Source organism: Modicisalibacter muralis (assembly GCF_900102945.1).
Taxonomy (GTDB): Bacteria; Pseudomonadota; Gammaproteobacteria; order Pseudomonadales; family Halomonadaceae; genus Modicisalibacter; species Modicisalibacter muralis.
This window is the reverse complement of the sequence record NZ_FNGI01000001.1, coordinates 774,754-795,796: the sequence shown is the minus strand read 5'-3', so window position 1 is coordinate 795,796 and position 21,043 is coordinate 774,754. Positions and strand designations below refer to the sequence as shown.

Below are 21,043 nucleotides of genomic sequence, written 5' to 3'. Positions count from 1 at the left end.
GCGAGCTTGCTAATTAAAGTATGTGGTCATTTCCACTGGGTTTTCCTCACTCAAGTGCGACGATCGTGAAGATATCTGTTTTTGAGCGACAAAAGGTGAAGATTGGTATCTTAATGTTATTATTTAATGCAAAAAATACTTCACTGAATGCTAATTAAACTTTTGTTACTTGCGTTTTATAGGATAGCTCGCAAAACCTTCAGCCTAAGTAAGGATGAATGGCGGATGTATGTCCGCCATTCCGTGAATTGGAACATTCGGGGATATTGGCTCGGCAGGTTTCTTTTGCCGGTGTAGCGGGTCACGTCGCGTCAGGGTGGCTGTCTAACTGATGTGGCGGCGCTTGTCGCCTATCTTGGCTCGAAGGATCCACGACCTTGCACTAGCCTTGACTTGCAGGTGGAGGCCAGCGACAGCATGTGAAACCAGGCTAGAAAAGGAAATTCGATGCGGGGCGATGCTTGCGAGGGGAATCGTAGCAAGTGGCGGAGGGACAGGGATTCGAACCCTGGAAGGGCGTTAACCCTTGCCGGTTTTCAAGACCGGTGCATTCAACCGCTCTGCCATCCCTCCGGCTCACGGCGTAGCATACTACCAACTTTTGCCGGATCGTCAAGACCCTTGGCAATCAGCGAGTTAAAGAGCCGTGTACCAATGATTTCAGGGCTGTACCAGTAGCGTATTTTCCATGAGGATCAGCGAATGTCAGAGAATATGACGCGTGTACCGATAGAGCAGGCGGCTAGTGTACAGCTCGCCAACGTGCACATTATCGGCGCGGTCGGCCGGGGAGACGACTCCCACCGCTATGTCGAGTTGATGAGCGACCTTCAACATATCCCCATGGGAAGCTCCGAGGAGGGCGGCGTCGCCAATATCCTATTGGTCGAGGTGGACGACCCCAACGACTCACAATGCCTGCGCGATGCGGTCGAAACTCTCGCCCAGCATGAGCATTTCGAGCAGCGACGCCACTGTTTCAAGCAGTATTGACCCGCCATTGCGCTAGCATGACCCGTGATCGGGCGTGTAATGGTGCCCGTCACGGCAAAAATTTCCGGATCCACTAAAGGATGTTGCTTGCGCGGGGAACGCCAACCCTGCATCCTTGGTCTATTATCGAGATAAATAACTCACAGGGAGCCTCGGTTCATGGCCTATCAATCCTCGCACGTAACCGATCGCCAGCAGACGCAGGTGGTTAGCGCCAATAAGGTGCTACGCAATACCTACATGCTGTTGGCAATGACATTACTGTTCTCGGCAGTGACTGCCGGGGCGGCAATGGCTATGGGCGTCCAGCAGTTGAACATCTTCGTGTTCTTCATCGGCGCCTACGGTCTGATGTTCCTGGTGCACAAGACCGCCAACTCCGCCATGGGCTTGCTGGCGACCTTCGCCTTCACCGGCTTCATGGGCTTCACGCTGGGGCCGATACTCAGCCTCTATCTGACCGTACCTAATGGTGCGCAACTGGTCATGACCGCGCTGGCCATGACCGGGGCGACATTCGTCGGCCTGTCGGCCGTGGCGCTGGTCACCAAGAAGGATTTCAGCTTCCTCGGCAACTTCCTGATCGCCGGTGCCATTGTATTGATCCTGGCGATGGTCGTGGCATTGATCTTCGATATCGCCGCGCTGGCACTGGCGGTATCCGCTGGCTTCGTGCTGTTCTCCTCGGCGGTGATCCTCTATCAGACCAGCGAGATCGTGCACCGGGCAGGAGAGACCAATTACATCCTGGCGGCCATCACGCTCTACGTTTCGATCTATAACCTGTTCGTCAGCCTGCTGATGCTGCTGGGTGTCATGAGCGACGACTGATTCGTCGAATTGATACTGCTATCCGGCCCCGCCTGCCAAGGTGGGGCCGGCTTGTTTTTCGATACCGGATTATCAAAGGGTGAAGTCGTATCATGCGCTATGCACTGCTCGTCCAGGGCGCGCCCTACAGCCACCAAGCCGCGCATTCGGCACTACGCTTCGCCGATGCACTGATTGCCCGCGGGCATCGGTTGGAGACGGTGTTCTTCTACCATGACGGCGTCTACAATGCCTCGCGACTGGCGTCGCCGCCCCAGGACGAACCGCACCTGGTCGATGCCTGGCGGCGCCTGAACGAGCAGCAGGGCACTGCGCTACTGGTGTGTGTCGCGGCTGCACTACGGCGTGGTTTGCTCGATGAGCGCGAAGCCAAGCGCCATGGCAAGCAGGGCTACAGTCTGGAAGCACCTTTCGAGTTGACCGGTGTCGGCCAGTTGGTCGATGCGGGAATCACCCACGATCGTCTGATTACGTTTTCTCCCTAGTCCATGAGCGAAGATAGAGAAGCACCGATGCTAGTCGTGTTGCGCCACGCCCCGCATGGTAGTAGTTGGCTGCGCGAAGGCCTGGATGTCGCGCTGGTCGGCGCGGCCTTCGGCCAGGCGGTGACGCTGTTGTTCCTCGGCGATGGCGTTGAGGCACTGGTGCGCAATCAACAAGCCGGCGCGCTGGGCCAGAAGGGCACGCACCCAACGCTGGACATGCTGGCCATGTACGATATCGAAAAATTGCTTGTGGATAGCGAGTCGCTGGCCGAGCGTGGGCTCACGCTGGAAGACCTGCAACTACCGGTGGCCCCGATAGCCGCCCAGGCACTGCCAGCCTTATTCGCCGAGCACGCCGCGGTATTCAATTTCTGATTCAAGCGCCGCGCAAGGGGGGATATCGCGCATGCTGTTGCACCTGCTCAACCGATCGCCGGCATCCAGTCTCGTCCATCGGGATACGTTACGGGCAATGGGCGAAGAGGATCGACTGCTGCTGATCGAGGATGGCGTATACGGTGCGCTGATGCCGCTGGCGGATCGGTTCGAGGCAATTCACGGGCGTCTCTTTGCGCTGCGCGAGGATCTGGCCTCGCGCGGGCTGGATGGGCGCTGCGATGCGCGTGTGACGGTAGTCGATATGGAGGGCTTCGTGACACTGACCGAAGAGTCCGAGCGCACGGTGAGCTGGTTCTGATGGCGACGACGAGCATTGCCCGCCAAGTGCGGGTTGGCGAGCGCGATATCGCCCTCGATCCCGAGGGATATCTGGTGATTCTCGCTGACTGGACGCCGGCCGTGGCGAAAACACTGGCCGAGGAGGAAGGGCGCGTACTGACCGACGAGCATTGGGAAGTCATCGAGGTGCTGCGCGATTTCTACGCGCGTTACGAGATGGCGCCGGCCATGCGACCCCTGGTAAAGGCGGTGGGTCAGGCGCTCGGCGCCGACAAGGGCAAGTCGCTGCATTTAATGAAACTGTTTCCTGAAAGTCCGGCCAAGGTTGCAGCACGTCTGGCCGGGTTGCCAAAACCCACCAACTGTCTTTGATCGTGAATTTTCTCGCTCATGCCTGGCTGGCGCGCGGCGGCAACGATGCCTTTCTCTACGGCAATCTGATCGCCGATGGCGTGAAAGGACCACACTTGAGCGATTGGCCCGCCGACGTAGCGCGGGGCATTCGCCATCACCGCCTCGTCGATGCAACGATCGACAGCCACCCCGTGCTATTGGCGGCGCGCGCCCGGGCACCGCGCGAAGGCCGGCGTTATGCTGGCATCGCCCTCGATATACTCTGGGATCATTTCATTGCACGGCAGCATGCCGATACGGCCCTGGTACGGCGTTGTTACCGGGTGCTTGAAGCGCAACCGGCACCGCAACGCCTGGTGAGCATGATACCGGCGCTCATCGACGAGGATTGGCTGACGGGTTATGCCGATTTCGGCTTTACCTGCCAAGCAGTGGCGGGCGTGGGTCAGCGGCTTTCCGGCCCCAATCGCCTGGCCGCGCTGGTGCCCTGGCTGGAGGACGATTACGCTGCATTGGAGCGCGATTTTCATCGACTATGGCCCGACCTCTTGGATCAGCTAGGCGTTTAAACGCCCCATTAGCCTTCTACCAACCACAGGCAATCGAGCCAATCGCCTTCGGCGATCTCGCTGTTCTCCGCAATTACCGCCAAGGCGTCGGCATCGACGCATGACGACAGCACCGCCGAGTTCTGATCGTTGAAAGCCTGGGCGACAACACCTTGCGCAGTGAACTCCAGCTTGACCCGCATATAGTGGCGCCGTGCCTGGGTGCGCGTGGCGAAGGCGGCGCGCGCGCTCAGGCGGGGCAGTTCGGCGAGAGCAGGGCAGCCGAGCAGCGCGCCCATCAGTGGGCGCAGGTAGACCCAGGCGCCGACGAAACCCGACACCGGATTGCCAGGCAGGCCGACGAAGCGAGCCTCGCTGCGATCGCAGCGGGCAATGCGCCCCAGCGCCAACGGCTTGCCGGGACGCATCGCCAGGCGCCATAAATCCAGATGGCCAAGCCGTTCCAGCGCGCGCTTGACGTGATCTTCTTCGCCGACGCTGACACCACCGGTGGTGACGACGACATCGGCCTGTTCGGCGATTTGGCGCAGTGTCTGGCAGGTAACATCGAAATCGTCGGGAACCGTCGCGACCATGAAGACATCCGCGCCGAAGCGCTCCAGCAATCGCCTGAGCATTGGCCGGTTGGAGTTGTAGATCTGTCCGGGCGCAAGCGGTTGACCGGGATCGACGATCTCGTCGCCGGTCGAGAGTAGAGCGACGCGTGGGCGGCGGCGCACCATGACCTCGGTAATGCCCTGGCCGGCCAGGTGGCCGAGTGCCGCGGCTTCCAGGCGAACACCGGGGCCCAGTAACACACTGCCAGCACGCACGTCGCGACCGCGCCGACGAATGTTGTCGCCGAGCGGCACGTTGGTCGGGAACACGACGCCTTCATCGCGAACTTCGACGTTCTCCTGCATCACCACGCAATCGGCACCCGGCGGAATTTCGCCGCCGGTGAAGATGCGCGTGCAACTTCCCGGTTCCAGCGGCTGTGGTGGGCTGCCGGCAGCAATACGCTGAGACACGGGCAATGCCCGGCCGGCATCCGCCACGCGTAATGCGTAGCCATCCATCGCGCTGTTATCGGCAGGCGGTACATCGAGTTGCGCCACCACGGCCTCGGCGAGTACGCGACCGGCGGCCTGCGCGGTGCCGACCATTTCGGCATCGAGTGGGCTTACGCCATCGAGCAGGGCGTCGAGCGCCGCCTCAACACTCTGCAAGTCAGCCATGGGTACCTCGCTCGGGAATCACCAGGTTGGCGTAATTGCAGGGCTTGTGACGGCTATCGAGCTGTTCCTGGAGTATTCCATCCCAGGCAGTGCGGCAAGCGCCGGTGGAGCCGGGCAGACAAAACACCACCGTGGCGTTGGCCAGCCCGCCAAGGCAACGACTCTGAATGGTCGAGCTGCCGATTTCCTGCCAGGAAAGGTGCCGGAACAATTCGCCGAAGCCCTCGATGACCTTGTCGAGCAGCACGCCGACCGCCTCCGGCGTGGAGTCTCGCCCGGTGAAACCGGTGCCGCCGGTGGTCAGCACGACCTGAACCCGCGAATCGGCGATCCACTCAGCGACCACCGCGCGAATGCGGTAGACGTCATCGGCGACGATACGCTTCTCGACCAGCCGATGACCCGCCGCGGCGAGGCGTTCGGCCAGCGCCTGGCCCGAACGGTCAGTCTCTTCGGTACGAGTGTCGGAAACCGTGAGTACGGCGATGTTCAGCGCCACGAAGGCGTCACGGTCGTCGCTCATGCGCGTTCCTTGCTCTTGTTGCGTGCTTCGAGTGCAGCCAGTTGCTCCGGCGTGGCCGGGGTCTGGTACTTGTCCTTCCATTCGCCGTAGGGCATGCCGTAGACATACTCGCGCGCGGCGTCGTAGTCGAGTTCGGCGCCGCGTTCGTCGGCGGCGGCGACCAGCCACTTGGAGAGGCAGTTACGGCAGAAGTCGGCGAGAATCATCAAATCGATGTTCTGCACATCCTTGTTGGCGTCGAGATGCTCGAGCAGGCGCCGAAAGGCGGCGGCCTCGAGCTCGGTACGGGTCGTATCGTCAAGGTGTTGCATGGTTTCATGCTCCAGATGGTCATTGCACAATGCTTTTCAGCATAACAAAGACACCGCCGGTGAGCGGTATTGAAAGTGATGATATACGCCCTCGGTTGTCCGTGAAATTCCTTGTTATGCTGCAAGAACCGACAAAGAGAGGGTCAGCATGAGCCAAATTGCCCTGAGCCGAGCGCGACTGCCTACCACGCTGGAAATATCGGTGACCGATGAATTCGGCGAACCGCACCGGCAGGCCATTGCCGCCGAACGCGCATTGACGCTGTATCTCAATCGCCGCGAGATCGTGACCTTGATGACCCTGGGTGCCGAGCCCGAGGCTCTGGTGGTCGGTTATCTGCGCAACCAGGGATTGCTCGAGTGCGTCGAGGACGTCGAAGCGGTGCAGGTCGATTGGGAGGTGGAAGCCGCGGCGGTGGTGACTCGCCATCTACCCGAGGATCTCGAGGCGCGGCTCTCGCAACGCACCGTGACCACTGGCTGCGGACAGGGCACGGTGTTCGGGCGACTGCTGGACGCCACGGCACTGACGCCGCTACCACCGACGCGCCTGGCGCAATCGGTGCTGTACCGTCTGCTCGATAACCTGGGCGCCTACAACGAGACCTATCGCAGCGCCGGTGCCGTGCATGGTTGCGCGCTGTGCCAGCAGGACCGGGTACTCGATTTCGTCGAGGACGTCGGTCGGCACAATGCCGTGGATACCCTGGCCGGACGGCAGTGGCTGGAGGCGACGGGCAGCGAAGGAGAGGCCGATATCTTCTATACCACCGGACGCCTGACCTCCGAGATGGTGCTCAAGGTCGCGCAGATGGGCATCGGCGTGCTGGTGTCGCGTTCCGGGGTGACGCAAAAGGGCGTCGAACTGGCCGAGCGCTTCGGGGTGCTGCTGATCGCTCGCGCCAAGGGGCGCCATTTCCAGGCTATCCATGCCGACCAACGCTTGATACTGGATGCGCCACCGCCCAAACGCCCCGGTGATCGTGATGCGGCGCGGGCGCGCAGGAAGACCTCGGGGGCGCGCGGGTGAACGAGACCGACAATCCTTTCCTCAACGTGCATCAAGTTGCCGAACTGTTGCATCTCAACGAGAAGAAGATCTATCAACTGGCCAGCGAAGGGGCATTGCCGGCGACCAAGATCACCGGCAAATGGCTGTTTCCGCGCGGGCTGGTCGAGCAGTGGATACTCGAATCCTGCCATCACGGCGTGCTGGCCGACCGACTGATGATCACCGGTAGCGACGATCCGTTGCCCTCGGCCTTGATCATGCGCCTCGATCAGCTCAATTGCCGGGCGGTGGCCTATAGTGAACGTGAGGTGGCATCGCTGGTCGCCAGGCATGAGGTGAATATCGGCCCGGGCACGCTATCGGCGGCCAACGAGTTTGGACTGGGGTTCATTCCGATCAGCGAAGAAGCGTTCGATCTGGTGACGCCACGCAATGTCTATTTTCGCTCGCTACTATAACAATTGTTTGATTTTGTGAACAGCGCCATCGGACTGGAGCTTGCCCAGTCGCTGGGCGGTTACTCACTGGAGGAAAGTGGGAAACTGCTTTGGCGTGGGGATGTTGCGCAGTATGACTAAGTAAGGTTGGCAGCGCCGGAACGGAAGAATGCTTGCACCCCAGCGAATTTGTCAATTATATTGGCCGCTGATGCCAAAAATCATCCAGTTTCGACGAATAACAATCACAGCTCGGAGGAACGGAATTTCATGACCCACTCAACGAAGGACGGCAAGTTATCGCGCGTTCTGGCGCGCAAGGATGTGCTGGCATTGGCCTTCGGGGCGATGATCGGCTGGGGCTGGATCGTAATGACCGGGAGTTGGATTCAGTCCGCCGGCAGCCTCGGGGCGATCACCGCCTTCCTGGTTGGCGGCGTCGCCATCGTGCTGGTGGGGCTGACCTACGCCGAGCTGGCCTCGGCCATGCCGCAGGTGGGTGGTGAGCATGTCTACAGCTATCGGGCGCTGGGTCATTTTGCCTCGTTCATTTGTACCTGGACCATCGTGCTGGGCTACGTCAGCGTGGTGGCGTTCGAGGCGGTGGCGCTGCCTACGGTGTTCGATCAGCTGTTTCCCGGTTATTCGGTCGGTTATTTATGGACCATTGCCGGTTGGGAGGTCGAGGCAACCTGGGTCGCCGTCGGACTGATCGGCTCGCTGGTGATGATGTGGATCAACTACATCGGCATTCGTACCGCGGCATTGGTGCAAAAACTGGTGACCCTGCTGATCATGGTGGTTGGCGTCATGTTCATCACCGGTGCGCTATTCACCGGGGAGGCTGCCACCATGCAGCCGTTGTTCAGCGTCGAGAACGGCGTTATCGGCGGGATCATGACGGTGCTGATCATGGTGCCGTTCATGTTCGTCGGTTTCGACGTGATTCCCCAGGCCGCCGAGGAGATCGACCTGCCGTTTCGCGAAATCGGCCGGGTACTGATGATTTCGGTGATCCTCGCGGTGTTCTGGTATGCGCTGATCATTCTCGGTACATCGCTGATGCTCGCACCCAATCAACTGGCCGGCAGCTCATTGGCGGTTCCCGATGCCATGCAGGCGGTATTCGCCGCGCCCTGGGCGGGCAAGTTGATGGTGCTGGCGGGTGTTGCCGGGATCATCACCAGCTGGAACGCCTTCTATATTGGTGGCTCGCGGGCGATTTACGCGCTGGCGCAGGCGGGCATGCTGCCGGCGTTTCTCGGCAAGTTGCACCCGCGTCACAAGACGCCGGTCAATGCGATCATCCTGATCGGCGTGGCCTCCAGCGCGGCGCCATTCTTCGGCCGCCCGGCACTGGTCTGGCTGGTCAATGCCGGCGGCCTGGGCATTGTCATCGCCTATCTGTTCGTGGCCTTGTCGTTTCTGGTGCTGCGCCACCGTGAACCGCAGATGGAGCGTCCGTTCAGGGTGGGCCAAGGAAAACTGGTCGGCGGGCTCGCCGTGGCGACGTCGGCGGCATTGGTTCTGTTGTACCTGCCGGGCAGCCCATCGGCCCTGGCACCGGGCGAGTGGGCGATCTTCGGTGGCTGGATGGCATTGGGCCTGGCGATGTATTTCTGGTCGCGCAATCGCTACGGTGCCGACTATGCCGAAAAGGCCATGCAGCGTGAACTGGAGGGCGACGCTCCGCTTCGGGAGCATTGATCCATTCGACAGCAGAAGGCGTCCGGCGCGATTATTTGTCAGGAGGCGCCGGGCGCCTTTATTCATCAGGTTCGCCTAGGCTAGCCAACTTCGGCGCGCGTACACACCGACAGCACGATGGCATCTTGCTCGCTGACCGATACCAGCGCATGGCCCATGTCGCTGTCGAAGTAGATGCTGTCGCCGTGCTCGAGAAGTAGCGGCTCGTAGAATTCGGTATAGAGCTGGATCGACCCTTCGAGCACGATCAGAAACTCCTCGCCATCATGGCGTACCCACTCGCTGAACTCATCGAAACTGCGTGCCCGCACGATGGTCTTGAATGGAATCATGCGCTTTTGCGCCAACTGACAAGACAGCAATTCGTGTTCGTAGGTCGGCGTTGGATGCAGTTGCCCATCACCGACCCGGGTCAGGTCGCGACGCCCCAGCGTGCGTGATTGCTGCTTGGGTGGGCTGAGCAGTTGTGGCAGGTCGATATCCAGCCCGTTGATCAGTTTTTGTACAGCGGTGAAGGTCGGCGAGATCAGGTCGTTCTCGATCTTGGACAGGGTCGAGCGCGCAAGCCCGGTGCGCTGACTGACATCTTCCAGTGTCCACTGGTTGGCCAGGCGAATCTCCTTGAGCCGGTCGCCCAGGCGCAGCGGCTCGACGAACGGTTTGCGACCCGAGGCGATGCGCAGCGCGGCATCCTGGTCGGTGGTGGCAGACATGGCGGTTCACGATCGGAAATTTATTTCCTCGATACTAACACAACCACCTGGCATAAAGAGGCCGAACGCGCGCTTCAACTAGCTGCGCGCGACAGGAATTGGGCCTTGGCATGAGGAGAATGTGTTTCCTGATACCGGGAAACCTATGCATGACGGTCGTAGGGTAGACCCAGCAGCGCCTTGACGTGCGCCTCGGCGCTACGCCCAAGGGCATTCAGGTCGTAGCCGCCTTCAAGGGCCGAGACCAGGCGATGCCCGGCATAGGTGCGGGCGATATCCATGGCCAACTCGGTGATCCAATGGAAATCCTCGTACTCCAGGCGGATATCGGCCAGGGGATCATCGCGATGGGCATCGAAACCCGCCGAAACCAGCACCAACTCCGGCCGATGGGCCTGTAACGCAGGCAGCCAGTCGTGTTCGACGGCACGCCGAAAGACGCGGCTATCGCTACCTGGGTCGAGCGGCGTGGCAATCACGTTCGGGTAATCGGGATTCAAATAGCGCCAGGGGTAGAAAGGGTACTGAAAGCTGGTGCAGATCAGCACGCCGGGGTCGTCGCGAAAGATATCGATGGTGCCGTTGCACTGATGCACGTCGAAATCGAGTATCGCGATGCGTTCCACGCCGTACTGGGCACGCGCATGGGCGGCACCGACGGCGATATTGTTATAAAAACAGAAACCCATGGCCTCGCTGGCCTCGGCGTGATGCCCGGGTGGACGCATTGCACAGAAGACATTGTCGGCCTGCTGACGAAAGACCTGATCGACACCGCGCACCACGGCGCCAGCCGCCAGGCGCGCAGCGATCAGGCTATCGGGATTCATCAGCGTGTCGGCATCCAGCGTGACGATACCCTGCTCGGGCACGCATTTTTCCAACGCCCTGACATGACGCAGCGGGTGCACGCGCGCGAGTTGCTCGTCGCTGGCCGGCTTGGCATCCGACTGCATGGTCTGTTGCAGCACGCCACTGAGCGCCAGCCGGGCGGTTATCGCTTCCAGTCGCTTGGGGCTTTCCGGATGCCCCGGCCCCATGTGATGGCGATCACAATGCGGGTGGCTGATGAACGACGTGATCATGATGACTCTCCCGGAGCTTGGGAATTGAGACTAATCGCCGGCAATGCTTGCATGACAGTGTCAATAAGTCGTACACAGGGAAATCATCGCGCCGAGGAGACAACCAGCCGTGGGCACGCGCTTTCTGCGTCATTTCTTCGAACCGACCACGCTTGCCGTCATCGGCGCGTCGGAGAAGCCCCATTCGATGGGTGGGCTGGTGATACGCAACTTGCAGGAGGGCGGTTTTCCCGGCGATATCTGGGCGGTCAACCCCAAGGGCTACGCTAGCGTTTTCGAGCAGCGCTGCGTCAAGTCCGTCGCGGAGCTGCCGGGCGTGCCCGACCTGGCGGTGGTCTGCACGCCGGTGGCGACGGCACCGAAGCTGATCGAACAGCTTGGGCGCTTTGGCGTCAAGGCGGTCATGGTGCTGTCGGGCGGCGCCTATCTCGATGATCGTAGCGCCGACGGTGGCTCGATTCGCGAGCGCATGCTCAAGGCGGCGCGACGCTCCGGCATTCGCGTGCTGGGTCCCGAGTGCCTGGGCTTGGTCGTGCCGGGGCGACGCCTCAATGCGACCTACGCTAGTCAACCGGTCAAGCCGGGCAGGGTGGCCTACCTGGGCCAGTCGGGCATGCTCGGCAACGCCATGATCGACTGGGCCGCGGGGCGGGGCATCGGCTTTTCCCACCTGGTAACGTTGGGCGATAGCGTCGACGTGATGCTTCCCGACCTGATCGATTACATCAATCAGTATTCGCCCAGCCAGGCGATTCTGTTGCATCTCGAACGCATCCACGACTCCCAGCATTTCATGACCGCGCTACGCGATGCATCGCGCAATCGCCTGGTGCTGGCGATCAAGAGCGGGCGCACGGCGCAATCCGATCTTTCCAATGTGTCAGCGACCCCGGGCATCGCCAATCGTGACGATATCGTCGACGCGGCGCTGGCGCGGGCCGGGGTGGTGCGTGTCGACAACTCGGATGAGCTGTTCGACGCGCTGGAGACGCTATCGCGCATGAAACCGCTGCGGGGCGATCGGTTGGCGATTGTCGCCAATGGTTTGGGACCGGCCTTGCTGGCCATCGACAAGTTGATCAGCGCGGGTGGCAAACTGGCGCAATTCAGCGATGAGACCCAACAGGCCCTACTTGCCGGCGATTTCGACGTTAGCCTGCCGGGGCGTAACCCGGTGGACCTGGGCGGCAACGCCACGCCGGAGCGATTCGTCGAGGCGCTGGAGGTCGTTGCCGCCGATCCCAATGTCGATGCCGTGCTGGTGGTGCATGCGCCGACCCGGCTGGCGCCATCGAAGCTCACCGCACAGGCGATAGTGGCCAATCGCAAATGTTTCAAACGCAATCTGCTGACCAGTTGGATGGGGCTGGAAGAGGCGCTATTCGCGCGCCATGAATGCAACCTGGCGGGTATCCCCACCTATATATCTCCGGAAAAAGCGGTCAAGGCCTTCATGCACATGGTCGATTACCAGCGTGTGCAGGCATTGCTGCAACAAACGCCGCCGAGCCTTCCTTTCACCACCACGCAAGACATTCGCGCGCGTTGTCACAGTCTGATCGAGCAGGCCAAGACGCGCGGGCGAGATCTCCTGACTCACGAAGAAACCGCCCAGGTGCTGGCGGCTTACGGCATTGCCTCGGCCCCCAGCCGCTATGTGCTCACCCCGGAGCAGGGCGCCGCGGCCGTCGGCGATTTCCAGGAGCACATGGCACTCAAGGTGATTCACGAGCACAACTGCGTGCCGTATCGCTACCGCCAGCATCCCCACAAGCTGTCGGCGGGATTGCTGCAGGACCTGGCAACGCCCGAGCAGGTCGCCGATGGCGTTCGTCGCCTGGGCGACAAGGTGCGCGAGAAGTTTCCCGACAGCCACATTTATAGCTATTGCCTGCAGCCGATGCAGCGCGGCAAGCATTCGCTGCAGTTGTGCGCGGGCATTACCCGCGACCCCATCTTCGGGCCGGTGATCGTATTCGGTATCGGTGGTTATAAAGTCAACGTCATGGCCGACCGGCACGTGGCCTTGCCACCGTTGAACATGACCCTGGCCGCCGACCTGATTTCACGCACGCATGCCGCCAAGCTGGTCGGCGAGCACTCCCGCGATCCCGAGCGCGATATCGACCGGCTGTGCCAACTGTTGGTCAAGCTATCCCAGATGGCCTCGGATCTTCCGGAACTGCGTGGCCTGGAAATCAATCCATTGCTGCTCAACCGTGACGACATGGTGGCGGTGGATTTCGCCATGGATCTCGGCGAGCCGGCTCGCCACGCGATCATGCCGTACCCGGAAGAGCTGCGAGAGTGGGTGACGCTGGAGAACGGCATGCATGCTGAAATTCGACCGATTCGCGGCGAAGATGCGCCGCTGATTAGCGGATTTCACTCGCAACTTTCTGAAGAGAGCATCCGTTTCCGTTATTTCCACCACAAGGCCGATTTGACCAAGCGCGATCTATCGACACTGGCACAGATCAACTACGATCGTCAGATGGCGTTCATCGCCGAGCATCGCGTCGCGGATGGCGCTGTGGATGCCGCTAAAGAGATGCTAGGTGTCGTTCGGGTGTGGAATGATCCTGACAATATCCGTACCGAATTCTCGATCATCATTCGCGACGATATGCATGGGCAGGGGATCGGCAGCCTGCTGATGAACAAGATGATTCGCTACTGCAAGGGGGTGGGCACGCTGGAAATGGTCGGCAAGATCATGGTCGACAATCACCCGATGCGGGCGCTGATGAAGAACCTGGGCTTCACCAGTCGTTACAACATGGAAGAACAGGTAATAGACGCCACGTTGCGCCTCAACGAACCCACCAGCGAGTGGCAACGCCACCGCTTGGAAAACCCCGGTGATTGACCGCCGGACATGCTACGAAAGCGCACCGTTACTAGGCTGGAGGTTATTGAACCGTTGATCAATCATAAGTTGTTCTGATTTGAACACCTATTGATAAAATTGTATGATGCAAAACAACTATAAGCATTCGTTATCATACGTACGCGGGACATCGCGATGGGTTATTTCATCGCTGGCTCCGTGGCGTGTTGACGAAAAAGTCGACGCAAAACAGGCAAGCCTATGAGCGAAACGCAACAGACCAAGATCCAGGTGCGCGGCCTGAGTAAAGTCTTCGGCAACCAACCGAAGAAGGGGCTGGAACTCCGCGACCAGGGCCTGACACGCTCGCAAATTCATGAGAAAACCGGTCAGACCCTAGGCCTATCGAACATCACTTTCGATGTCATGGAAGGCGAACTGCTGGTCATCATGGGACTTTCAGGGTCCGGCAAATCGACCTTGATTCGCTGTCTCAACCGCCTTATCGAACCTACCGAAGGCGACATCGTCATCGACGGTGAAAACATCCCCAAGCTCAGTGATAAAGAATTGCTGGAGTGCCGCCGCCGGCACTTCTCGATGGTCTTTCAACATTTCGCCTTGTTTCCGCATCGCAGCGTACAGCTCAATGCGGAATACGGCCTCGAGATTCGCGGTGTCGACAAGGCGGAGCGCGCCCAGAAGGCTCGTGAGGCCCTCAAGCAGGTGGGCCTGGACGGCTGGGAGGATTCACTGCCCAGTCAGTTGTCCGGCGGCATGCAGCAGCGCGTCGGCCTGGCTCGCGCACTGGCCAACGACTCGACGGTACTGCTGATGGACGAAGCGTTTTCGGCGCTCGATCCACTGATCCGCAAGGACATGCAGCAGGAACTTCTCGAGCTCCAGAGCCGCATGAAGAAGACCACCATCTTCATCACCCACGACCTCGATGAAGCGATCAATATCGCCGACCGTATCATTCTCCTGAAGGATGGCGAGATCGTGCAGAGCGGTACTCCCGAAGAGATTCTCACCCACCCGGCCGACGACTACGTGGCGCGCTTCGTCGAAAGCGTCGACATGTCGCGAATTCTTTCGGCACGACATGCCATGCGCCCGGTGCGTGCCACCGCGCGTGACGACGACGGCCCACGCACGGTATTGCACAAGCTCAGCGAGAACGGCCTGGATTCGATCTACGTCACCGACCGCGAGCGTAGACTGCTAGGGCTGATCGAGGTCGATGCCGCCGATCAGGCTGCCCGCGATGGCAAGCAAAACCTCGACGGCCTGATCCATAACGACTTCCCCAGGGTTGGCCCCGACGAGCCATTACACAATCTGTTTGCCATGTTCTGCGACAAGAGTTATCCGATCGCCGTGGTGGACGACGACCAGCGCCTGCTGGGCGTAGTGGTCAAGGGCGCCGTGTTGGCGGAACTGGCTGAAGCAGGAGCACACTGACATGGCAATCGATATTCCCCGAATTCCGCTCGGTGACTGGATCGAAGGCGGACTGGATTTCCTGACCTCGAATTACTCCATCGTCACGCGTGGCATCTCGGAAGTGACCCAGGCCTGGATCAACGTTCTCAACGACGCCCTGATGTGGCTGCCGGAATGGGGGCTGATGGCGATCATCGCGCTACTGTGTTGGCGCGTCGGCGGCATTCGCCTGGGTATCGGCGCCGTAGTGGGTCTGGCATTGATCTGGAACCTGGGGCTGTGGATACCGATGATCGAGACGCTGACACTGGTGGTGATCGCCACCCTGGTCGCGATAGTGATCGCCTTGCCGGTCGGCATCGCCGCTGCGTTATCCGACAAGCTGTACGGGCTGATCATGCCGGTGCTGGATTTCATGCAAACGATGCCGGCCTTCGTCTATCTGATTCCCGCGATCCCGTTCTTCGGCATCGGCGCGGTATCGGCGATCTTTGCCACGGTGATCTTCTCGATGCCACCGGCGATTCGCTTCACCACGCTGGGCATTCGTCAGGTTCCCAAGGATCTGATCGAGGCCGCCGATGCCTTCGGCTCCACGCGCAGCCAGAAACTCTTCAAGGTGCAGTTGCCACTGTCGCTGCCGACCGTCATGGCCGGCATCAACCAGACCATCATGCTCGCGCTGTCGATGGTGGTCATCGCCGCGATGATCGGCGCCGACGGCCTGGGTAGCGAAGTCTGGAAGGCGATTCAACGGCTGCGCCCCGGCGAAGGTTTCGAAGCCGGTATCGCCGTGGTTATCCTTGCCATGCTGCTCGATCGCTTGACGCAATCGTTTCGCAGGACCAAGAAAGCGCAATAAGACGCTCGCAAGTCCGGCTCGACCCTATCTGGTAGGGCCGGTAGGCGGCATGTCGCGAGAGCGATGAGACATGCCGTCAGTATCACACCACCACAAGAAGGGGAAAGTGATGAAAACGTTCAATGCAATGTCCCGCGCGGTACGCTACGGCTCGCTGATGATGGTCGCCGGCATGGGACTTTCCGGTGTCGCCCAGGCGCAGGAAGACAGCAAGGGAACCGTAACTCTGGCCTATGTCGAATGGGCTTCCGAGGTCGCCTCCACCAACGTGGTGCGTGCGGTACTCGAAGACATGGGTTACGAGGTCGACATGGCCTCGCTATCCGCCGCCGCAATGTGGCAGTCGGTCGCCTCTGGCGATACCGACGGCATGGTCGCCGCCTGGCTGCCGACCACCCACGCCAACTATCTCGAGCGGACCCAGGATCAACTGGTCGACCTGGGGCCGAACCTGGTGGGCACCAAACTGGGCCTGGTCGTGCCGGCTTATACCGAACTCAGCTCGATCGAGCAGCTCGACGACAAGGCCGAGATGATCGATGGCGAGATCATCGGTATCGATCCCGGTGCCGGCCTGATGGGGCTGACTGAGGAAGTGCTCACCGAGTATGAGCTCGAAGACTCGATAGATCTGAAAAGCAGCAGCGGGGCAACCATGACTGCCGCGCTTGAAACGGCGATCGAGAACGAGCAGGACATCGTCGTGACCGGCTGGACACCGCACTGGATGTTCGCACGTTGGGACCTCAAATATCTCGACGATCCCAAGAAGGTCTACGGCGGCGCCGAGGAAATCCATACCGTCGTGCGCGAGGGCCTTGAGGAAGACATGCCGGAAGTCTACGCAGTGCTGGATAACTTCGAGTGGACCCCCGAGCAGATGGGCGAGGTCATGCTGATGAACCAGGAAGAGGGCTCCGACCCTTACGCCAACGCCCAGCAGTGGGTCGAAGAGAACCAGGACGTGGTTGCCGAATGGACCGGCGAATCCTGATTCGACTCGATACACTGCAATCGTAAGACGCGAATCGCCCGGCCTGGACCGGGCGATTTCGTTAGTTGATGACCACCTTCGGGTGGTCTTTTTGTGTCTTGGCCTTACACAATTCGTGCAGGCAATGCCGAAGCTTGGTCTAGACTGACGGTATCGGGCAATCCCCGAACCCCGGAGGTCGCGGTAGCGATCCCTTCGCCGCCATTCATAACCAGTCTTTATGGAGATAACCATCAAGCATAACTGTGCTTTTGATTTATCGCTAAGTGCCTGTTAAAGTTGGACACAAATTCGCAATGGCGAACGGAAAACATGAATGTATCCACTCAAGCCTTTACGACATCGGCCGACCTGGCCAAGCCCAGCGTGGCCGATGCGGTCGTGGGTCACGCCCATACTCCCCTGTTCATTCGCAAGCCCACCACAGACGACGGCTGGGGAATTTACGAACTGGTGAAATCCTGCCCACCTCTCGATGTCAATTCCGCTTACGCGTACTTGCTGCTGGCAACGCAGTTTCGCGATAGCTGCGCGGTAGCCACCAACGAGGAAGGCGAAATCGTCGGCTTCGTCTCCGGCTACCCGAAACGCAACGCACCCGACACGTACTTTCTATGGCAGGTCGCGGTGGGCGAAAAGGCCCGCGGGACCGGCCTGGCAAGACGTCTCGTCGAGGCGGTGATGAGTCGCCCCGAGATGGCCCACATGCGTCATCTGGAAACGACCATCACGCCGGACAACGAAGCGTCGTGGGGGCTGTTCAAGCGTCTCTCCGATCGCTGGCAGGCGCCACTCAACAGTCGCGAGTATTTTTCCACCGACCAGTTGGGCGGCGAGCACGATCCGGAAAACCTGGTGCGTATCGGTCCCTTCGATCCCGAGCGTATCTAGCAAGATTCGCTCAATTTCCTGAACAAGTCCCTCGCAAATTCTCACGTCACTCGTTTTCGACCAGGAGGTCGTTACATGCAGACCCAGATTCTCGAACGCATGGAATCGGAAGTTCGCAGCTATTCACGCTCTTTCCCCGTCGTTTTCACCGAAGCCAAGGGCGCCCGCCTGCACAGTGAAGACGGCAAGCAGTACATCGACTTTCTCGCCGGCGCCGGCACCCTGAATTACGGGCACAATCACCCCAAGATCAAGCAGGCACTGGTCGATTACATCGCCTCGGACGGCATCGTGCATGGCCTGGATATGTGGACCCAGGCCAAGCGCGACTATCTGGAAGCGCTTGAAGAAGTGATTCTCAAGCCACGTGGCCTGGACTACAAGATTTACCTGCCGGGCCCGACCGGCACCAATGCCATCGAGGCCGCCACGCGCCTGGCACGCATTGCCACTGGCCGACGCACCGTGGTTTCGTTCACCAACGGCTTCCACGGCGTGACCATGGGCTCGCTGGCCTTCACCGGCAACAGCAAGTTCCGCGAGGCAACCGGTGGCATCACCCCGCAAGGCGGCTTCTTCATGCCTTTCGACGGCTATTTGGGCGAGGGTGTCGATACGCTCGATTACTTCGAGAAGCTGCTTGGCGACAAGTCCGGCGGGCTCGATTTCCCGGCCGCCGTCCTTCTCGAGACGGTGCAGGGCGAAGGCGGTATCAACCCGGCCGGCATCGAATGGCTCAAGCGCCTGGAAACGATTTGCCGCCGTCATGAAATTCTGCTGATCATCGATGACATTCAAGCCGGCTGCGGCCGCACCGGAAAGTTCTTCAGCTTCGAGCACGCCGGCATCACGCCAGACATGGTCACCAATTCGAAATCGCTGTCCGGTTACGGCCTGCCGTTCTCGCACGTACTGATGCGTCCGGAACTCGACAAGTGGAAGCCCGGCCAATACAACGGTACCTTTCGCGGCTTCAACCTGGCCTTCGCCACGGCCGCCGCGGCGCTGCGCGAGTTCTGGAGCGACGACACCTTCGAGCGCGACGTTCAGCGCAAGGGGCGCGTGGTCGAAGAGGGCTTCCAGAAAATCGCGAGTTGGCTGACCGAGATGGGCTATCCGGCCAGCGAGCGAGGGCGCGGCCTGATGCGTGGCCTGGATGTCGGCACCGGCGAAATTGCCGACAAAATCACCGAACAGGCGTTCAAGAATGGCTTGATCATCGAAACCTGCGGCCACGATGGTCAGGTCATCAAGTGCCTGTGCCCGCTTATCATCAGTGACGAGGATCTTGCCGAAGGGTTGAGCATCCTCGAAACCAGCACCAAGCAAGTCATGGGCTGATAGACCAGCCCTTTACGACTGCCAAGAAAAGGATTCCAGACATGATCGTTCGCAATATCGATGAAGCACGCCAAACCGAACGCCTGGTCACCGCCGCCAATGGCAACTGGGACAGCACGCGCATGCTACTGGCCCAGGATGGTGGCGGCTTTTCGTTTCACATCACGCGTATCTTCGAGGGCACCGAGACGCATATTCACTACAAGCATCACTTCGAGTCGGTGTACTGCATCGAGGGTGAGGGTGAAGTCGAGACGCTGGCCGACGGCAAGATCTGGCCGATCAAGCCGGGCGATATCTATATCCTCGATCAGCATGATGAACACATGTTGCGTGCCTCCAAGACCATGATACTGGCCTGCGTCTTCACGCCGGGCCTGACCGGCAACGAAGATCACCGCGAAGACGGCTCTTACGCACCGACCCAGGAAGACTGAACGTCGACCCGACATCGGCGTGATTTGGAAAGCCCTGTCAGCTTCGGCTGATGGGGCTTTCGTCGTTTCAGGGCGAACGCTCATGGCGTCGCCTTTGTGAACTTGGTATTGGCATTCCCAGGCTACGGTTTCTACAGTCATAAGTGTCTTGCGCCAATAGTGGCCGTGGATACGACATCCATTGTGTCGTCGCGGTTGGCGCGACAAGGAGAACACTTGCCCCTCGGAGGACGTCATGCCGAGAAAGAAGGTCAGGCTGGAGCACAGCGTCGAATACCTGTCGATTCTGGACAAGAACGGCAAGGTGGACGAGAAGCTGATTCCCAAGATCGACAAGGACGTGCTGTTGCAGATACACCGCACGATGTTGTTGAGCCGTCACCTCGATGATCGAATGCTCCTGCTGCAACGCCAGGGGCGTATCGGTACCTTTGCGCCAGCCAAGGGTCAGGAAGCCTCCCAGGTGGGTGCCATGGCCGCGCTTGAGATGGGCGACTGGTTCGTGCCAGCATTTCGCGAGACCGCCGCCATGCTATGGCGGGGTATCGAACCCGCCAACTTGTTGCTCTATAACGCCGGCTACAATGAAGGCGCAGAAATCCCCGAAGACAGCCACGACCTGCCGATCGCCATTCCCGTGGCTTCGCAGATTCCCCATGCGGTGGGCCTGGCTTACGCGGCCGGCTACCGCGAAAGCGACGAGATCGCGATCACCTTCTTTGGCGATGGCGCCACATCCGAAGGCGATTTTCACGAAGCCTTGAACTTTGCCAGCGTGCTGAAAGCCCCGGTCATTTTCCTGTGCCAGAACAACCAATGGGCGATTTCGATGCCGCGGGGGCGCCAGAGCGAATCCAGGACCCTGGCGCAGAAAGGCCTCGGCTATGCGATTCCCTCGCTTCAGGTCGACGGCAACGACGTGTTTGCGGTATATGCCGCCGTCCAGGAGGCCGCCGAGCGCGCGCGTGCCGGTGATGGGCCAACGATGATCGAGTGCATCACCTATCGCATGTCGGTACATACCACGGCCGACGATCCGAGCAAGTATCGCGATGAAGATGAAGTGAAAAAATGGCAGGAGCTCGACCCCATCCTGCGTTTGCAGAAGTATCTGAAAGCCAAAAAGCAGCTTTCGGACAAGAAGATCGAGGCGCTGGAAAAGGAACTGGAGCAGCAGATCGATACCGCCTGGGAAGACACCCACAAGCGCATACAGGAGCTGACTGACCCCTTGGTCATGTTCGATGACGTCTACGCTGAGCCGCCGGCTTCGCTGCAAGCCCAGCGGCAAGCGTATGAACAACATCTCAAGTGTGAGGGCTGACCG

General features: G+C 60.1%; 23 protein-coding genes and 1 tRNA gene. 18 read left to right on the top strand and 6 right to left on the bottom strand.

Annotation, left to right across the window (positions count from 1 at the left end):
- Nucleotides 1-483: 483 nt before the first annotated feature.
- Nucleotides 484-573: transfer RNA gene (locus BLR92_RS03760), tRNA-Ser, on the bottom strand.
- Between the two features lie 129 nt (nucleotides 574-702).
- Between BLR92_RS03760 and BLR92_RS03755 the strand changes: the two genes are divergently transcribed.
- From BLR92_RS03755 to BLR92_RS03725, 7 genes are all read left to right on the top strand, one after another.
- Nucleotides 703-993: a hypothetical protein gene (locus tag BLR92_RS03755; RefSeq protein WP_089725599.1), complete on the top strand. Its 291-nt coding sequence runs from the start codon at nucleotides 703-705 to the stop codon at nucleotides 991-993.
- Nucleotides 994-1,152: 159 nt separating this feature from the next.
- Nucleotides 1,153-1,824 carry a Bax inhibitor-1/YccA family protein gene (locus BLR92_RS03750; RefSeq protein ID WP_089725597.1) on the top strand — a complete coding sequence of 224 codons (672 nt, stop codon included), beginning with the start codon at nucleotides 1,153-1,155 and terminating at the stop codon, nucleotides 1,822-1,824.
- Between the two features lie 92 nt (nucleotides 1,825-1,916).
- Nucleotides 1,917-2,309, top strand: a complete 393-nt coding sequence (tusD, locus tag BLR92_RS03745; protein ID WP_089725595.1) for a sulfurtransferase complex subunit TusD — start codon at nucleotides 1,917-1,919, stop codon at nucleotides 2,307-2,309.
- A gap of 27 nt (nucleotides 2,310-2,336) precedes the next feature.
- Nucleotides 2,337-2,684: a sulfurtransferase complex subunit TusC gene (tusC, locus tag BLR92_RS03740; protein WP_370659217.1), complete on the top strand. Its 348-nt coding sequence runs from the start codon at nucleotides 2,337-2,339 to the stop codon at nucleotides 2,682-2,684.
- Between the two features lie 31 nt (nucleotides 2,685-2,715).
- Entirely contained in the window at nucleotides 2,716-3,006 is a 291-nt protein-coding gene (gene tusB / locus BLR92_RS03735; RefSeq protein ID WP_089725591.1) for a sulfurtransferase complex subunit TusB, read from the top strand.
- Nucleotides 3,006-3,359: a TusE/DsrC/DsvC family sulfur relay protein gene (locus tag BLR92_RS03730; protein WP_089725589.1), complete on the top strand. Its 354-nt coding sequence runs from the start codon at nucleotides 3,006-3,008 to the stop codon at nucleotides 3,357-3,359. The genes tusB and BLR92_RS03730 overlap by 1 nt, the downstream gene beginning before the upstream one ends.
- Nucleotides 3,360-3,361: 2 nt before the next feature.
- The gene (locus BLR92_RS03725; RefSeq protein WP_089725999.1) at nucleotides 3,362-3,910 is read left to right on the top strand and encodes an acyl carrier protein phosphodiesterase; all 549 of its coding nucleotides are present in this window, start codon (nucleotides 3,362-3,364) and stop codon (nucleotides 3,908-3,910) included.
- A gap of 8 nt (nucleotides 3,911-3,918) precedes the next feature.
- On the opposite strand, the gene BLR92_RS03720 is transcribed toward BLR92_RS03725, so the two are convergent.
- Genes BLR92_RS03720 through BLR92_RS03710 form a run of 3 tightly spaced genes read right to left on the bottom strand, consistent with a single transcriptional unit; the run spans nucleotide 3,919 to nucleotide 5,961 of the window.
- Nucleotides 3,919-5,127 (bottom strand): molybdopterin molybdotransferase MoeA, encoded by a 1,209-nt coding sequence (locus BLR92_RS03720; protein WP_089725587.1) that lies wholly within the window; start codon nucleotides 5,125-5,127, stop codon nucleotides 3,919-3,921.
- Nucleotides 5,120-5,650: a molybdenum cofactor biosynthesis protein B gene (gene moaB, locus BLR92_RS03715; protein ID WP_089725585.1), complete on the bottom strand. Its 531-nt coding sequence runs from the start codon at nucleotides 5,648-5,650 to the stop codon at nucleotides 5,120-5,122. The genes BLR92_RS03720 and moaB overlap by 8 nt, the downstream gene beginning before the upstream one ends.
- Complete coding sequence (locus BLR92_RS03710; protein ID WP_089725583.1) at nucleotides 5,647-5,961, bottom strand: DUF1244 domain-containing protein; 315 nt, start codon at nucleotides 5,959-5,961, stop codon at nucleotides 5,647-5,649. The genes moaB and BLR92_RS03710 overlap by 4 nt, the downstream gene beginning before the upstream one ends.
- 148 nt (nucleotides 5,962-6,109) lie before the next feature.
- Between BLR92_RS03710 and BLR92_RS03705 the strand changes: the two genes are divergently transcribed.
- The 3 genes from BLR92_RS03705 to BLR92_RS03695 all read left to right on the top strand — a co-directional run bounded on the left by BLR92_RS03705 (nucleotide 6,110) and on the right by BLR92_RS03695 (nucleotide 9,117).
- The gene (locus BLR92_RS03705; RefSeq protein WP_089725581.1) at nucleotides 6,110-6,991 is read left to right on the top strand and encodes a formate dehydrogenase accessory sulfurtransferase FdhD; all 882 of its coding nucleotides are present in this window, start codon (nucleotides 6,110-6,112) and stop codon (nucleotides 6,989-6,991) included.
- Entirely contained in the window at nucleotides 6,988-7,431 is a 444-nt protein-coding gene (locus BLR92_RS03700) for a helix-turn-helix domain-containing protein (RefSeq protein ID WP_245703977.1), read from the top strand. The genes BLR92_RS03705 and BLR92_RS03700 overlap by 4 nt, the downstream gene beginning before the upstream one ends.
- Nucleotides 7,432-7,680: 249 nt before the next feature.
- Entirely contained in the window at nucleotides 7,681-9,117 is a 1,437-nt protein-coding gene (locus BLR92_RS03695) for an APC family permease (protein WP_089725579.1), read from the top strand.
- 80 nt (nucleotides 9,118-9,197) lie between these two features.
- Here the strand turns inward: BLR92_RS03695 and BLR92_RS03690 are convergent, their stop codons facing one another.
- Together BLR92_RS03690 and BLR92_RS03685 are read right to left on the bottom strand one after the other, a co-directional pair.
- Complete coding sequence (locus BLR92_RS03690) at nucleotides 9,198-9,830, bottom strand: helix-turn-helix domain-containing protein (RefSeq protein ID WP_089725577.1); 633 nt, start codon at nucleotides 9,828-9,830, stop codon at nucleotides 9,198-9,200.
- 143 nt (nucleotides 9,831-9,973) lie between these two features.
- The gene (locus tag BLR92_RS03685; protein WP_089725575.1) at nucleotides 9,974-10,915 is read right to left on the bottom strand and encodes a histone deacetylase family protein; all 942 of its coding nucleotides are present in this window, start codon (nucleotides 10,913-10,915) and stop codon (nucleotides 9,974-9,976) included.
- Between the two features lie 109 nt (nucleotides 10,916-11,024).
- On the opposite strand from BLR92_RS03685, the gene BLR92_RS03680 reads away from it, so the two are divergent.
- The 8 genes from BLR92_RS03680 (at nucleotide 11,025) to pdhA (ending at nucleotide 21,040) form a co-directional block, all read left to right on the top strand.
- Nucleotides 11,025-13,784, top strand: coding sequence for a bifunctional acetate--CoA ligase family protein/GNAT family N-acetyltransferase (locus BLR92_RS03680; protein ID WP_089725573.1), 2,760 nt, complete (start codon nucleotides 11,025-11,027; stop codon nucleotides 13,782-13,784).
- A 222-nt stretch (nucleotides 13,785-14,006) separates the two neighbouring features.
- Nucleotides 14,007-15,209: a quaternary amine ABC transporter ATP-binding protein gene (locus tag BLR92_RS03675; RefSeq protein ID WP_089725571.1), complete on the top strand. Its 1,203-nt coding sequence runs from the start codon at nucleotides 14,007-14,009 to the stop codon at nucleotides 15,207-15,209.
- Between the two features lies 1 nt (nucleotide 15,210).
- Nucleotides 15,211-16,053 carry an ABC transporter permease gene (locus tag BLR92_RS03670; RefSeq protein WP_089725569.1) on the top strand — a complete coding sequence of 281 codons (843 nt, stop codon included), beginning with the start codon at nucleotides 15,211-15,213 and terminating at the stop codon, nucleotides 16,051-16,053.
- 109 nt (nucleotides 16,054-16,162) lie between these two features.
- Nucleotides 16,163-17,047 (top strand): glycine betaine ABC transporter substrate-binding protein, encoded by an 885-nt coding sequence (locus BLR92_RS03665; RefSeq protein WP_089725567.1) that lies wholly within the window; start codon nucleotides 16,163-16,165, stop codon nucleotides 17,045-17,047.
- Between the two features lie 312 nt (nucleotides 17,048-17,359).
- Complete coding sequence (gene ectA / locus BLR92_RS03660) at nucleotides 17,360-17,938, top strand: diaminobutyrate acetyltransferase (protein ID WP_089725565.1); 579 nt, start codon at nucleotides 17,360-17,362, stop codon at nucleotides 17,936-17,938.
- Nucleotides 17,939-18,013: 75 nt separating this feature from the next.
- Nucleotides 18,014-19,279 carry a diaminobutyrate--2-oxoglutarate transaminase gene (ectB, locus tag BLR92_RS03655; RefSeq protein WP_089725563.1) on the top strand — a complete coding sequence of 422 codons (1,266 nt, stop codon included), beginning with the start codon at nucleotides 18,014-18,016 and terminating at the stop codon, nucleotides 19,277-19,279.
- Between the two features lie 41 nt (nucleotides 19,280-19,320).
- A complete protein-coding gene (locus tag BLR92_RS03650) occupies nucleotides 19,321-19,716 on the top strand; it encodes an ectoine synthase (protein WP_089725561.1) in 396 nt (131 codons plus the stop codon).
- Nucleotides 19,717-19,951: 235 nt separating this feature from the next.
- Entirely contained in the window at nucleotides 19,952-21,040 is a 1,089-nt protein-coding gene (gene pdhA / locus BLR92_RS19805; protein WP_217636518.1) for a pyruvate dehydrogenase (acetyl-transferring) E1 component subunit alpha, read from the top strand.
- Nucleotides 21,041-21,043 lie beyond the last annotated feature (3 nt).